This window comes from Pantoea sp. UBA6567, assembly GCF_002434165.1.
Taxonomy (GTDB): domain Bacteria; phylum Pseudomonadota; class Gammaproteobacteria; order Enterobacterales; family Enterobacteriaceae; genus Pantoea; species Pantoea eucrina.
Genome location: NZ_DJJN01000006.1, coordinates 674511 through 688348, shown reverse-complemented (window position 1 = coordinate 688348; position 13838 = coordinate 674511). Strand labels below are relative to the sequence as shown.

General features: G+C 59.5%; 12 protein-coding genes. 8 read left to right on the top strand and 4 right to left on the bottom strand.

Annotated features, from left to right (window positions below):
• Positions 1–97: 97 nt before the first annotated feature.
• From ampC to B4M48_RS09190, 4 genes are all read left to right on the top strand, one after another.
• Positions 98–1213, top strand: a complete 1116-nt coding sequence (gene ampC / locus B4M48_RS09205; protein WP_250340941.1) for a class C beta-lactamase — start codon at positions 98–100, stop codon at positions 1211–1213.
• A 9-nt stretch (positions 1214–1222) separates the two neighbouring features.
• Entirely contained in the window at positions 1223–1666 is a 444-nt protein-coding gene (locus tag B4M48_RS09200) for a GNAT family N-acetyltransferase (RefSeq protein ID WP_039384367.1), read from the top strand.
• Between the two features lie 263 nt (positions 1667–1929).
• Positions 1930–3195 (top strand): YbiU family protein, encoded by a 1266-nt coding sequence (locus tag B4M48_RS09195; protein WP_286876781.1) that lies wholly within the window; start codon positions 1930–1932, stop codon positions 3193–3195.
• A gap of 12 nt (positions 3196–3207) precedes the next feature.
• Complete coding sequence (locus tag B4M48_RS09190) at positions 3208–3948, top strand: DNA-binding transcriptional regulator YciT (protein WP_039384365.1); 741 nt, start codon at positions 3208–3210, stop codon at positions 3946–3948.
• A 39-nt stretch (positions 3949–3987) separates the two neighbouring features.
• Here B4M48_RS09190 and B4M48_RS09185 read toward each other — a convergent pair whose 3' ends face one another.
• The 4 genes from B4M48_RS09185 to B4M48_RS09170 are packed head-to-tail and all read right to left on the bottom strand — an operon-like array spanning position 3988 to position 9051.
• Positions 3988–4938 (bottom strand): sugar-binding transcriptional regulator, encoded by a 951-nt coding sequence (locus B4M48_RS09185; protein ID WP_104085349.1) that lies wholly within the window; start codon positions 4936–4938, stop codon positions 3988–3990.
• A 49-nt stretch (positions 4939–4987) separates the two neighbouring features.
• Entirely contained in the window at positions 4988–5950 is a 963-nt protein-coding gene (locus B4M48_RS09180; RefSeq protein WP_071668822.1) for a sugar phosphate isomerase/epimerase family protein, read from the bottom strand.
• Position 5951: 1 nt separating this feature from the next.
• The gene (locus B4M48_RS09175) at positions 5952–7490 is read right to left on the bottom strand and encodes a glycerol-3-phosphate dehydrogenase (protein ID WP_071668821.1); all 1539 of its coding nucleotides are present in this window, start codon (positions 7488–7490) and stop codon (positions 5952–5954) included.
• Positions 7483–9051 (bottom strand): FGGY-family carbohydrate kinase, encoded by a 1569-nt coding sequence (locus B4M48_RS09170; RefSeq protein ID WP_288656463.1) that lies wholly within the window; start codon positions 9049–9051, stop codon positions 7483–7485. The genes B4M48_RS09175 and B4M48_RS09170 overlap by 8 nt, the downstream gene beginning before the upstream one ends.
• 422 nt (positions 9052–9473) lie before the next feature.
• On the opposite strand from B4M48_RS09170, the gene B4M48_RS09165 reads away from it, so the two are divergent.
• The 4 genes from B4M48_RS09165 (at position 9474) to B4M48_RS09150 (ending at position 13752) form a co-directional block, all read left to right on the top strand.
• Positions 9474–10124 (top strand): DUF2291 family protein, encoded by a 651-nt coding sequence (locus B4M48_RS09165; RefSeq protein WP_071668819.1) that lies wholly within the window; start codon positions 9474–9476, stop codon positions 10122–10124.
• Positions 10121–11659, top strand: a complete 1539-nt coding sequence (locus B4M48_RS09160) for a sugar ABC transporter ATP-binding protein (RefSeq protein ID WP_052246491.1) — start codon at positions 10121–10123, stop codon at positions 11657–11659. Before B4M48_RS09165 ends, B4M48_RS09160 begins: the two co-directional genes overlap by 4 nt.
• A 22-nt stretch (positions 11660–11681) precedes the next feature.
• On the top strand, positions 11682–12737 hold the full coding sequence (locus B4M48_RS09155) for an ABC transporter permease (protein ID WP_071668920.1): 1056 nt from the start codon (positions 11682–11684) through the stop codon (positions 12735–12737).
• Between the two features lie 70 nt (positions 12738–12807).
• Positions 12808–13752: a D-ribose ABC transporter substrate-binding protein gene (locus B4M48_RS09150; protein ID WP_071668919.1), complete on the top strand. Its 945-nt coding sequence runs from the start codon at positions 12808–12810 to the stop codon at positions 13750–13752.
• Positions 13753–13838: the final 86 nt, after the last annotated feature.

Here is a 13838-nt window from a genome sequence, read left to right as displayed (position 1 = left end):
CTCTGTTCACTTACACCACGAATGGGCATGTGGGGTGGGCCGGGGGCGGATATACTATGCGCACCGCTTTTGGTTCTGACAGGAATAAGGATTATTCATGCGACGCCGCGTTATGGCTACATTTTTGCTGTTTATCGCCAGTTCTGCTGCTGCCCGGGCACCGGATGAGATTATTGAGCCGCTGATGGCGCGCTTTGCGATCCCTGGCATGGCGGTTGCCGTGCTGAACAAAGGCCAGACGACCTTTTATAGTTACGGTGTCACTTCAACCGATCGCGGAGAGCCGGTCACCCCCCGCACGCTGTTTGAGATCGGCTCGCTGAGCAAAACCTTCACCGCCACGCTCGCCAGCTACGCCGTACAGCAGCATAAAATGCAGCTTCGCGACAGCGCCAGCCAGTGGCTGCCTGCTCTGCAGGGCAGCGCGCTCGATCGCGTTACGCTGCTAAACCTGGCGACGCATACCAGCGGCATGCCGCTGTTTGTGCCGGAAGAGGTCACGGATAGCGCGCAGCTGATGCAATGGTATAAGGCGTGGCAGCCTGAGGCAGAGCCGGGAACAGAGCGCGTCTATTCAAACCTCGGTATTGGTATGCTCGGCATGATAGCGGCGAAGAGCCTGAATATGTCATTTATGCGCGCAATGGAGTCGATGCTGCTGCCGGCGATGGGAATGCATCGTACTTTTCTTCAGGTGCCGCCGCGCGCCATGCCGGATTACGCGCAGGGCTACGATAAACAGAACCGGCCGGTACGCGTGACGCCCGGGCCGCTGGATGCAGAAGCGTATGGGCTGAAATCAACGTCAGAAGATCTGATTCGCTGGATCGGCATTCAGATGGGAGAGGTTAACGTGGTACCTGCCTGGCGGCAGGCGGTGGCTGCCACCCATCAGGGCTATTTTCGCACGGCGGCATTTACGCAGGCGATGATGTGGGAGTACTACCCGCTGCCTGTTACTCAGCAGCAGCTGGTGGCGGGGAACAGCAGCAAAATCATACTTAACGGTATGCGGGCCACGCCGGTTTCTCCTTCTGCGCCGGTGCCGCTGCGCGCCTGGTATAACAAAACCGGCTCAACCAATGGCTTTTCAGCCTATGCGGTGTTTATCCCTTCCCAAAGGGTGGGGCTGATTATGCTGGCCAACAAATGGATACCCAATGACGATCGCGTTATTGCTGCAGATGAGATTATCCGTGCGCTGGCAAAGTGAGGAGAGACGATGAATATACGGGCATTGCGGGCTGAGGATTATGTGGCCTGGCTGCGGTTATGGCAGGGCTACCAGCAGTTTTATCAGACAGAGATTGATGAGGCGACGACCGGCGAAACGTTCCGGCGCATGCTCTCCCGTGCGGAACCGATGTATTGTCTGGTGCTGGAGCAGGGTGGCAGCATGGTGGGGCTGGTGCATTTTCTGACGCATCGCTCCACCTGGACGCGCGGTGACTACTGTTATCTGCAGGACCTGTTTGTCGCAGAAGCGGCGCGCGGTAACGGTGCGGGCGAAGCGCTGATACTGGCCGTCTATGAGCAGGCCAGAGCGCGCGGCTGTTCACGGGTCTACTGGAACACGCAGGAGGGAAACGTCGCCGCACGGGCGCTGTACGACCGGCTGGCAACGAAAACGGAATTTATTCAGTATCGCTATCTGGTAGCACCTTAGTAGTTACAACAAACAATTTTTTTTTTCCATGATAGAAAGGGTTAACCTCCTCTGCAAAAAATTGCCTGACAGAAAATATAAGCAGCGGGCAGGGCGGCCCGCAGGAGCTGAGCGCTCTGTTACCGCACACTTTCAAATGAAACCTTCTGCCAGCTGTGACCGCGTCCGGATTTCCGCCACGGCTGACTTGCTATACGCCAGCTGCATGTTATGAATGAAATTCAGTTAACTTTCATTTGAAACCAGAGCGAGAGGTGATTTCTGTGACCACTTTATTGTCTTCAGCGCAGCAGCCCGACGATTTCAGAAAAAGCATTCGTCAGATGAAGCAGCAGCTGCGCCAGCAGATCGGAGATGTGGAGGCGCTGTATAAGCAGGTGCGGGAGAGCGTGGTGACGGAGCTTGCCGCGGCCAGAAATGAAGAGGCGCAGTCTGGTTCCGCCTGGCCCCAGCTGAGCTGGCAGGCGATAGCCGCAGGTGAAATCAGTGAGGCGCAGAAAGCACATATCCGGCGGCGCGGCTGTGTTGTGGTAAAAGGTAATTTCAGCCGCGAATGCGCGCTGGGATGGGATGCATCGATGATGCGTTATCTGGACGATAACGATTTTATGACCGGCTACCGGGGACCGGGAGATGATTTCTTTGGCAATCTTGCGGCGTCGCGGCCGGAAATCTATCCGATTTACTGGAGTCAGGCGCAAATGGCCGCGCGGCAGAGTGAGGCGATGGCTGCCACCCAGCGATTCCTCAATCACCTGTGGCGGTTTGATTCTCAGGGTAAACGCTGGTTTGACCCTGATGTCAGCATTATCTATCCCGACCGCATCCGCCGGCGGCTGCCCGGCACAACCTCTAAAGGGCTCGGTGCGCATACCGATTCCGGTGCGCTGGAGCGCTGGCTGCTGCCGGCTTATCAGCAGGTATTCAGACATATCTTTAATAACCGCTTTGCACAGTACGACCCGTGGGATGCGGCATACCGCACAGAGGTAAATGAATACCAGTCCGGTACTACCACAAAATGTTCGGTATTCCGTACGTTTCAGGGCTGGACGGCGCTCTCTGATATGCAGCCGGGTCAGGGTTTGCTGCACGTTGTGCCGGTGCCGCAGGCAATGGCGTTACTGCTGCTGCGTCCTCTGCTCAGCGATGTACCGGAAGAGGAGCTATGCGGGGTTGAGCCGGGTAAAGTCCTGCCGGTATCGGAGCGCTGGCATCCTGAACTGATTGCCGGACTCTGCTCCATTCCGGCGCTGGAAGCGGGCGATTCCGTATGGTGGCATTGCGATGTAATACATTCTGTCGCGCCGGTAGAAGATCAGCAGGGCTGGGGTAATGTGATGTATATTCCGGCCGCGCCGATGTGCGACAAAAATCGCGCTTACGCGCATCAGGTGGCGCAGGCGCTGACAGAGGGTGTTTCACCCGGTGATTTCCCGCGTGAAGATTATGAGGTTAACTGGCAGGATCGCTTTACGCCCCAGCATCTGAACGCCCGCGGCCGTCAGGCGCTGGGCCTTACTGACTAACTGCAGGACACTATGAACGCACGTCATCAGTCAATTATCGAGCTGCTCAGCGCGCGCGGCAGCGTCAGCGTCAGCGAGCTGGCGCTGACCACCGGCGTCTCTGAAGTCACGATGCGCCAGGATCTTAACCAGCTGGAAAAAGAGGGGCTGTTGCGTCGGGTGCATGGCTCCGCCGTTGCTGCGGGCGGTGACGACGTCAGCGCCCGGATGCAAACCCGCCTTGCCGTAAAAAAACGGCTGGCCGATTATGCCGCCTCTCTGGTGAATGCAGGGGAAACGGTATTTATTGAGGGGGGCAGCACCAATGCGCTGCTGGCACAGGCGCTGAGCGAGCGGCATGACGTTACGCTGGTCACGGTAAGCCACTATATTGCCGGCCTGCTGCGTGAAAAGGGCGGCGACGTCATTATTCTCGGCGGTCTGTTTCAGAAAAGCAGTGAGTCGGTGGTCGGTCCGCTGACCCGGCTCTGTATTCAGCAGCTCAGCTTTCATAAAGTCTTTATCGGCATTGATGGCTGGGATCGCGCCACCGGCTTTACCGGGCGCAACATGCTGCGCTGCGATGTGGTTCATGCGCTGCTGGAAAAGCCTGCGCACACTATTGCGCTGACCGACTCCTCTAAATTTGGTCAGATCCACCCTTATGCGCTGGCGCCGCATCAGCCGTTCAGGCAGCTGATTACCGACAGCGAGCTTGATCCGGCCGCTCAGGCGCTGCTGACGGCGCAGGGAACGGAGGTCACGCAGATTTAACCTGGCGGTGCAGAGCGCTATTTTACTGACCGGTCAGCGTTATATCAGCAGCGCCTGCGCCGTGACCTCATCAGTGATCAGCCCGGAGAGCTGACCGCTGCTCAGCACGGCACGAATAGCCGCCACTTTACTCAGGCCACCCGTCAGCGCCACAATCTCACTGCGGTTCTGGCTGAGCGGCACGGAAAGTGTCCGCGCCGTCAGTGAGTTGTGGATCAGCGTGCCGTCGGCGGCAAAAAAGTGGCCCAGCAATTCTCCCACCGCGCCGGCAGCTGAGAGGGCGTTGATCTCCGCCTCTTCGAGCATGCCGGCTTCAACCAGCTGAGCCGCCGGCTCTACCGTCCCGATACCGACCAGCTTGACCTCACTGCGCGCGGCCATATCAAAAATCTCGCTGACGCCGCGCTGCGCCAGCAGAACATCGCGATCTTCTTCAGTGTTCGCAAAGAACGGCACCGGCATCATGTAAGCCTGCGCGCCGGTTTTGGCGGCGATACGGTGCATAACATCATGCGGGTTGAGCGCATAGTTGCGCGTCAGGCAGCCCAGCAGCGACACAAAACGCGCCTGTGGTGCCTCAAGGCGCGCCAGCTGATGGATCGCCGCGGAGAGGGTACGGCCATGCCCCAGCCCGAGCGTAATCGCGGGCGCGCCGAGCAGCAGCTGGCGCAGATAGTCCGCGCCAGCCATCCCCAGCGCCCGCACCGGCAGCCCGGTTTCACCCAGATCGGGCGCAACCTGACAAAACCGCAGGCCAAAGTGCTGACGCAGCTTATCCTCGAGCGCCACGCAGTCGAGAATATCGCCATCAATGGTGATTTTTACTGCGCCTTCCGCCACCATGCGCGCAATCAGGCGGTGCGTTTTTACCGAAGGCAGCCCCAGTCGTTTAGCGACTTCAGCCTGAGTCAGGCCGCCTACGTAGTGCAGCCAGGCCGCACGCAGCGCCAGAGAGTCATCACGATCGGCAGAAGCAGGTGCGGATTTCATGTCTTTGTCCATTCAGAGTAGAAGACGACGCGGGCTCCGGCCCGCGTGTTTAGCTGTGCGCTCCGGCGGGCCGGTGCGTCGCCAGATGCAGGTCCGCCACGCCGGTTTCAATATGGCTGGCCCAGAAAGCCACGCTCTCTGCGATCTCCGCCACGGCGCGACTGTCGGTGGGCTCGCGCTCTTTGAAACTCAGCTCCAGGCAGATTTCATTATCCTGCGCGCCACCACGCGCCAGCGCCTCCAGCAGCGGCTGCGGCTGAATACGGCCGCCGCTATTGTACTGCATTGTAAACGGACGATGCCCGCCTTTATCCATCATGCTCTGCTTGATATGAATGATCGGCGAGCAGCGCGGCACCGCTTCGGCCCAGGCGTAAGGATCGTAATCCTGCGGATCGGCCGAGGTCACATCACCGTGGTCAATATCCGCCATCATCCACATTGGCAGGGCAAAATCGCGCTGGCTCAGGCGCTGCTGCAGTGCCAGCGCGGCGGGAATGGTTTCGCCAAACTCGCGCGCCACACTCATCGGCTCCCAGAAAAGATATTTCAGCCCCGCCGCGCGCGCATGTTCAGCGACCTCCTGCCAGCAGTCAGTGGCGATATCGATAAGCGTTTCGCGGCGCTCTGCGTCCCGGAAGTCGCGCTGCGTAAAAATGGCAAATTGCGAGCCGATAGCCACACCGCCCAGTTCAGCGGTGATATCCGCAAAGGTTTTGAACCAGTCAATATAGTAGCGGCGCACCGCAGCATCGGGATGACCAAAGTGGTTCAGTCGCCCGTAGGGGCCGGTCATACCGGAGGTGACGCGCACGCCGGTGGCGTTCAGCGCCTGCTGCATACGACGCGTCATTGCGGTTATCGTCGCGGCAGGCCAGCCCGGATTGATAAATTCATGGGTCAGCTGCAGGTCGCGAATGCGGATCTGTTCCGCCACCGTGATAATTAAGTCGTGCGGATCGGCAAAGCGGTTAACCAGCGGATTCGTATTAAGCGAAAGAGTCAGGGCCATATCAGTTCTCCTGTCCGGCACGGGCGCGCAGCGGGATCACGCGCGCGGAAGCCGCTTCAAACCAGGTGATGAACGCATCGCGCTGCGCCGGGGTAAGGTGCAGCTGATGTTTAGTGCGCCGCCACAGAATATCCTCCGCCTGCTGCGCCCACTCGTGGTCAGCCAGATAGCGTGCTTCTGCTTCATACAGCAGTCCGCCAAAATGGCGTCCCAGATCGCTCAGCGCCGTTGCATCTGCCAGCAGCTGTGCGATGCGCGTTCCATAAAGACGGGCGTAGTGTTTACGCAGCGGCTGCGGCAGCCATGGCCAGCGCGCTTTACACTGTTCAAGAAAGGTTTCAAAGTCGGCGTCAGCCATATCGCCTCCCGGCAGCGTGGCCGCACGCGTCCAGTCAGCGCCCATCTGCGGAAAGAAGGGGGCTAGCTTCTGCAGGGCGTGCTCTGCCAGCTTGCGGAATGTAGTGATTTTCCCGCCGAAGACGTGCAGCAGCGGCGCATCCTGCTGGTTATCGAGGTCAAACACGTAGTCGCGCGTCACCGCGGAGGGGTTGCCTTTGCCGTCGTCAAACAGCGGACGCACGCCGGAGAAGCGGGTAATAACGTCAGCCGGGCGCAGCTTAACTTTGAAGTAGCGGTTAACGACGTCTAACAGATACTGTTGTTCCGTATCGTCGGCGGTCACCGCTTCCGCTTTGCCTTCCCACGGAATATCCGTCGTGCCAATCAGCGCTTTATCGCCTTCATAAGGATTGATAAAAATCACGCGCTTATCGGTGTTCTGCACCAGATACGCCTGCTGACCCTCCCAGAATTTAGGCACGATAAGGTGTGAGCCTTTCACCAGACGCACCCGGCGCTGGCTGTGGCTCTGCGTCACGTCGCTGACAATGTCCAGCACCCAGGGTCCCGCCGCGTTGACGATTGCCCGCGCAAACAGCGTGCGGCGCTCGCCGCTGCTGACATCTTCAAGGGTTATCTGCCACTTGCCGGCCAGGCGCTGTGCGGCAACGCAGCGCGTGCGCGGCAGAATGGTTGCGCCACGCTCAGCGGCATCCAGCGCGTTCAGCACCACCAGCCGCGCGTCATCGACCCAGCAGTCGGAGTACTCAAACCCTTTTTTATAGCTGTCGAGCAGCGGGGCGCCTTCGGGATCGCGCGTCAGATCGAGTGAGCGCGTACCGGGCAGTTTCTTACGGCCGCCCAGATGGTCATAGAAGAAGAGGCCGAGCCGTACCAGCCAGGCAGGGCGATCGGAGGGGCTGTGCGGCAGCACAAAGCGCATCGGCCAGATAATATGCGGGGCAGCATTCAGCAGCACTTCCCGCTCAATCAGCGCTTCGCGCACCAGCCGGAACTCATAATACTCCAGGTAGCGCAGGCCGCCGTGCACCAGCTTCCCGGAGCGGGAGGAGGTGCCCTGCGCCAGATCGTCTTTTTCACACATCGCCACCGACAGGCCGCGACCGGCGGCATCGCGGGCGATACCGGCGCCGTTAATGCCGCCGCCAATAACAAACAGATCCAGCATAGTGTCACTCATGATTGACTCCGTTACAGGTATTCAGCGCCTGCCAGCAGGCCGGCAGATCGCTGCGGATCTGCTGATAATGAGGAAACAGCGCGTCATAGCGCTGCATCAGATCGGGCTGCGGCGTTTCCGGCGCGTCAAGCAGCGGGCGGACCCAGGTTTCGGCACACGCGGCCATAGAAGAGAACGCGCCCACTGCAACCGCGGCCATCATTGCCGCGCCGGCCGCGCCCGCTTCTTCACGCTGACTGATACGCACCGGGGCACCGATAGCCGCCGCGAGGATCTGCCGCAGCGGTGCTGAACGCACCGCACCGCCGGTCAGACGGATCTCGCCGGGCCGATCCTGACCCATCGCCTGGTAGCAGTCGCGCGCCGCCATACCAATTCCCTCTACCACGCCGCGCACCAGGTCTCCAAAAGTGTGCTGATAGTGCAGGCCGGTAAAACCGGCACGCGCGCTGGCATTCACGAAGGGACCGCGTTCGCCCGCCAGTGAAATATAGGGATGAAACAGCAGCGTGCCGGGTGTGGTGTGCGTCAGCCAGCTATCAATCTGCGCCACCAGCCGGGCGTGATCGGTTTCGCAGCCAAAGCTCTGCAGCAGGTCTCCGGCGACATTCAGCAGCCAGTCCAGATTCAGCGTCGAGGCCATATTGGTCTGAACCTGCGTGACATAACCGGGCCACGGCAGCGGGATCACGTAGCCGGTCTGCGCCGGATTGAGCCAGACATCATCAACAGTAACGCTGCGCAGATGGACGCCGGTTGAACCCACAATCGAACAGGCGGTATTGGCCTCGCCGGTGTGGACGCCCGCGCCCAGCGCCGTCATCGCCATATCCACATAGCCCAGCACTATCGGGGTCCCGGCCCGCAGGCCCGTCAGCGCTGCCGCCTCGCGGGTCAGGGGATGCGTGGTCTCTGTGCCCTCAACAATCTCCGGCAGCAGATGACGCCGGTGCGTCAGCCCCAGCGCGTCAATCACGGTGTCGTCATAGCCGGCGTGACGAAAGTTGCCAAAGGTAAAACTCGCCTCAGACGGGTCGGTGGCGCGTACACCGGTCAGGTTAAGGTAGAGCCAGTCTTTGCAGTGCAGCGCGACGTCAGCCTTTGCCAGCAGTTCAGGAAAGTGCCTGTCCATGTGTGCCAGCTGCGCCCCCTGCTGGCAGGTATTGAGTCCGGTGCCGGTGGCGCTGAAGCGCGCCTGCGCCAGCGGGTGCTGATTCAGCGTGGCCACCGTGGGGGCCGCCCGGGCATCGAGCCAGATCCAGGCGTCACCCACTGGCCGATCTTCCGCATCCACCAGCCAGCTGCCGTCCCCCTGAGCCGTCACGGCTAACGCTACTACGCGGACTGCCAGGTTGTCGATATGGTCGCCGAGCTGACGCAGGGCACTGGCTGCATCCTGCCAGGTTTGTGACATCGACTGCTGCGCTGCGCCACCTGCTGCGCGATAATAGCGGTTACGTACCGACGCGCAGGCCAGCTGTTTGCCGGTCAAATCAAAGGCTACCGCCTTGACCACCGAGGTACCTGAATCCAGGCCCACAATGATATCGCCACTCTCCACCGACACCTCCACCTGGTATGTGCTGCGGGCTGCCTGCGATCCCGCCGTATGCCGTGTTAACGGCGTGTGATTATTATGCTGCTGCTAGTGATACTTCTTTTCTCACTTAGATAACATATCTTTCGTATTAAATTTCAATCCAGGTAAAATATTTCATTCCACTTAGCGAGCAGGATCACGAAATCACCGCCCGACTGAGTCACCTCCAGACAACTTATCCTCGCCAGCATCCCTGACATAAGGGAATTTAAACCTTTATCAGCGGTTGCGGTTCAAACAGCGATCCAGATCGCTCTCCTGAAAAAATCGCCGCCGGGCTGTTGACATTTTAGTCACATCAGCACAATTCTCATCACATTAGTTATCACATATATAACACAGTCTGCGTTAATTCCGGGCTGTTAACCCGATGAGGTGTCGTTATGTCTGATGTTTCAGTGCTCGCACACCAGCTTGACCGGCAGCGCAGGCGTCGCCTGCTGCTGACCGCCGTGCTGAGCTGTGCCGTCATAGCCGGCATTGCCCTGGATACCCACGTTGTCAGAACCGACGCCGCCGGGCAGACGCAGCAGGGCTTTTCACCAGACAGCTGGGCGGAACAGCACTTTCCTGAGGTGAAGCAGAGCGTGGAGCGTCGCGCCGTTGCGGCGCAAACGCTGGCCGCAGCGCTGCAGGCGAACCAGCAGGCCGCCGCCGCGCAGTATGGTGTCGGCTCGCCGCTGCCGGTGATCCCGGTCAGGCTGGAGGGCGTAGTGCAGCCGGGCGAGAAGGGGATTTTTCCGCTGCAGGTCGCCGGCGTGCCGGAGAGCCTGAAAGTACGCCTGCAGACCGGGCCGGCCCTGAGCGGTACCGATCTGCGCGACGCCAGCGGCACTATTCAGTTCGGCGATTTTACCAACCAGATTGAGTATCAGAACGCCGGGGCAGCGCTGAACCGCGCCATGAAAAAAAGCGTTCTGGAGAAGCTTGACCGCAACGCGCTGCCGGGCAAGACCGTGGAGGTCATCGGGGTGTTTCGCCTCCTTAATGCCAGTAACTGGCTGATCACACCGGTCAGCGTGGAGGTTAAATGAAACCCTTTCCTGTTAATCCGGCGCTGTTAAAAGGTGAAGTGGTGCTGCAGGCGCGTAACGTCAGCAAGGTGTACGGCTCAACGCATGCGCTAAAAGGCGTGAACTTTGAGATACGCCGCGGCGAAGTCACCACGCTGTTTGGTGAAAACGGCGCCGGCAAGTCGACCTTAATGAAGATTTTATCCGGCGTGATTACGCCAACATCCGGGGAAATTTTGCTCAATGGCGAAAGTAAGCTATTTCACTCCGCCACCGAGGCGCGCGGCTGCGGTATCTCGATTATTCATCAGGAGCTGAATCTCGCGCCCAATATGAATGTCCGTGACAACATCTTCATGGGACGCGAAATCATGGGGGCTACCGGCGTTGACTACGACGAAGAGGCACGGCTGACCCGGCACCTGATGGCGGCGCTCGAAGAGGATATCGATCCGCTGACGCCGGTCGAGAACCTGCGTCTCGGCCAGCAGCAGATTGTGGAGATTGCCCGGGCGCTGTCGGTAAATTCGCAGATCCTGATCATGGATGAACCAACCTCGGCTCTGAGCGCCGCCGAAGTCCGGGTGCTGTTTCAGGTGATCCGCGATCTCACCAGCCAGGGCGTCGCCATCGTTTATATCTCCCATCATCTGGAGGAGGCGCTGGAGATCACCGACCGCGCCGTTGTGTTGCGCGACGGCGTGATGACCGCCTGGGCAGAGCGCAGCGATATCGATCTTGAGTGGATCGTACGCAACATGGTGGGGGAGCATTTCGATCTCGGCTCGCCGCCGCAGGGTTACGCCTTTGGCCCGCCCGCGCTGACGGTTGAGAACCTGACGGTGAAGAGTAAAACCGGCATCCGGCTGGTAGACAACCTGTCGCTGACCATAAAGGCGGGCGAGATAGTCTGTATTTATGGCCTGATGGGAGCAGGGCGCACGGAGCTGCTGGAGTGCATTGCCGGACGTATCGCGCAGAGCAGCGGCGATATCCGGCTGCAGGAGACGGAGATTAGCCGCTTATCTCTGGCGCAGCGTATCGCTATCGGGCTGGCGCTGGTGCCGGAAGATCGGCAGCGCGACGGATTGGTACAGACCATGAGCGTAGGGGAGAACCTGTCGCTGGCCAGCATCGGTGAGTTTGTCCGGGGACTGATGCTCTCCGCCCGCCGTGAGAAGCAGCTGGTAAGCGATACCATTCGCAACGTCACGGTGAAAACCGCAGGCGGTGACGCGGCAATCGGCTCGCTCTCGGGCGGTAATCAGCAGAAAGTTGTGATTGGCAAGATGCTGGCGACGCGGCCCAACGTGCTGCTGCTCGATGAGCCAAGCCGCGGCATCGATATCGGTGCCAAAGCAGAAGTGTTTCGCCTGCTGGCAGAGAGTGCGAAGCAGGGGCTGGCGGTGGTTTATACCACCTCCGAGGTTGGTGAATGTCTTAGCATCGCTCACCGCATCGTGGTGATGAGCAAAGGACGTATCTCCGCCATTTTCGACGCCAGCGTGAGTAAAGAGCGCATCATGGCGGCGTCGGGTGAAGCGCTGGTGGCATAACATGAAAAACGGAGTGAAAAGTATGACCGATCAAACGCAAACGCTGGCCACCTCGCCCGCGGCGAATGCCTCCCGCACTACAAAACAGCTTAACCTGGCCCGCCTGCTGCTGGAGGGACGCGCCTTTATTGCGCTGCTGGTGATTATCGCGACGTTTTCGTTTCTGTCGCCTAACTATTTTAGCGGAGCTAACTTCCTGACGATGGCGTCACACGTGGCGATATTCGGCCTGCCCGCTATCGGTATGCTGCTGGTGATCCTGAATGGCGGCATCGATCTCTCCGTCGGCTCCACGCTGGGACTGGCTGGCGTAATGGCGGGCTTTATGATGCAGGGCATCAGCCTTGAGGCGCTCGGCGTGGTGCTCTATCTGCCGGTGTGGGCCGTGGCGATCCTGACGCTGGTCGTGGGCGCGCTGGTAGGGCTGGTGAACGGCGTACTGATTGCCATCTGCCGCGTACCCGCTTTCGTGGCCACGCTTGGCACTATGTATGTGGCGCGCGGCATTGCGCTCCTGATGACTAACGGTCTGACCTATAACAAGCTTTCCGGCAGTGAATCCCTGGGCAACACCGGCTTTGACTGGCTTGGGTTTAACCGGCTGTTCAACATTCCGGTTGGCGTGCTGGTACTCGGCGCGGTGGCGCTGGCGTGCGGTTTTCTGCTGAGCCGTACCGCGTTTGGCCGCTGGCTCTATGCGTCAGGCGGCAATGAGCGTGCCGCCGATCTCTCCGGCGTGCCGGTGAAACGCGTGAAGATTAGCGTATATGTGCTGTCAGGTATCTGTGCCGCGATGGCGGGGCTGGTGCTCTCTTCGCAGCTCACCTCTGCCGGCCCGACGGCGGGTACCACCTACGAGCTGACGGCGATTGCGGCCGTGGTCATTGGCGGGGCGGCGCTGACCGGCGGGCGCGGTAACGTGCGCGGCACGCTACTGGGAGCATTCGTGATTGGCTTTCTCTCTGATGGTCTGGTGATTATCGGCGTTTCTGCCTACTGGCAGACGGTGTTTACCGGGGCCGTGATTGTACTGGCCGTGTTACTGAATACGCTGCAGTACGGGCGACGCAGCCGCTGAATTGCGCGCGCCGCTGCGGTGCGCGTTTATCCGTAAAAAAAACCTGTACCCTGATAATAACGGAGTCACTATGTTTACCAAACGTCTTATGCTTGCCGCTACCGTCGCCATCAGCACCTTTGCTGCACCAGGCTGGGCCGATAAAGGTCTGATGACTATTATCGTCAACGATCCCTCTAACCCTTACTGGCTGACGGAGGGCCAGGTCGCGCAGAAGGCGGCTGAAAAACTTGGCTACAGCGCCAAAGTCAGTGCCCATAAAGGCGATACCAACGCGGAAAGCCAGCTGATCGATACCGCCATCACCAATAAGTCTAAAGCGATCATCCTCGATCCCGCCAACGCTGACGGCTCCATCGGCTCGGTGAAAAAAGCGATTGCCGCCAATATTCCGGTGTTTGTCATTAACGCAGAGCTGAATCAGAGCGGGCTGGCGAAAGCGCAGCTGGTTTCAAACAACGCGCAGGGCGCCGCTGCTGGTGCCATGGAGTGGGTGAAACAGGTGGGCGACAGCGGTAACTATGTTGAGCTGGTAGGACCGCCCTCGGATAACAATGCGGCAACCCGCGCCAACGGCTTTGATACCGTGCTGTCGCAATATCCCGATCTGAAAAAGGCGGGTCAGGAAGTGGCGAACTGGGATCGCACGCAGGGCTTTAACAAGATGCAGTCGCTGCTGCAGGCGAATCCGGATATCAAAGGCGTGATCAGCGGTAACGATGAGATGGCGCTGGGCGCTATTGCGGCTCTGAAACAGGCCGGCAAACTGGGGCAGATCAAGGTCGGGGGCTTTGACGGCACGCCGGACGCGGTCGATGCGGTGAAAGCCGGCACGCTGGCCTATACCGTTATGCAGCCGGTCGCGCTGTTTGCACAGAAAGCGATTGAGCAGGCAGATACTTTCCTGAAAACCGGAAAAACCGGCGCACCGGCTGAAAAACAGCTGTTTGACTGCGTGCTGATCACCAAAGAGAACGCCGGCAACTTCATTTCACCGTTTGTGCTTAAACAGTAACCGCAGCATCCCCGGCTGGCCGCAGCTGGCCGGGGTGCAGGCGATCGGTTATTTGCATTAATGGGTATAACGCGCTGTAATTACAA

Coding starts and splice junctions, on each gene's coding strand:
- ampC (WP_250340941.1), top strand. CDS start 98: ATGCGACGCCGCGTTATGGCTACATTTTTGCTGTTTATCGCCAGTTCT.
- B4M48_RS09200 (WP_039384367.1), top strand. CDS start 1,223: ATGAATATACGGGCATTGCGGGCTGAGGATTATGTGGCCTGGCTGCGG.
- B4M48_RS09190 (WP_039384365.1), top strand. CDS start 3,208: ATGAACGCACGTCATCAGTCAATTATCGAGCTGCTCAGCGCGCGCGGC.
- B4M48_RS09185 (WP_104085349.1), bottom strand. CDS start 4,938: ATGAAATCCGCACCTGCTTCTGCCGATCGTGATGACTCTCTGGCGCTG.
- B4M48_RS09180 (WP_071668822.1), bottom strand. CDS start 5,950: ATGGCCCTGACTCTTTCGCTTAATACGAATCCGCTGGTTAACCGCTTT.
- B4M48_RS09175 (WP_071668821.1), bottom strand. CDS start 7,490: ATGAGTGACACTATGCTGGATCTGTTTGTTATTGGCGGCGGCATTAAC.
- B4M48_RS09165 (WP_071668819.1), top strand. CDS start 9,474: ATGTCTGATGTTTCAGTGCTCGCACACCAGCTTGACCGGCAGCGCAGG.
- B4M48_RS09160 (WP_052246491.1), top strand. CDS start 10,121: ATGAAACCCTTTCCTGTTAATCCGGCGCTGTTAAAAGGTGAAGTGGTG.
- B4M48_RS09155 (WP_071668920.1), top strand. CDS start 11,682: ATGACCGATCAAACGCAAACGCTGGCCACCTCGCCCGCGGCGAATGCC.
- B4M48_RS09150 (WP_071668919.1), top strand. CDS start 12,808: ATGTTTACCAAACGTCTTATGCTTGCCGCTACCGTCGCCATCAGCACC.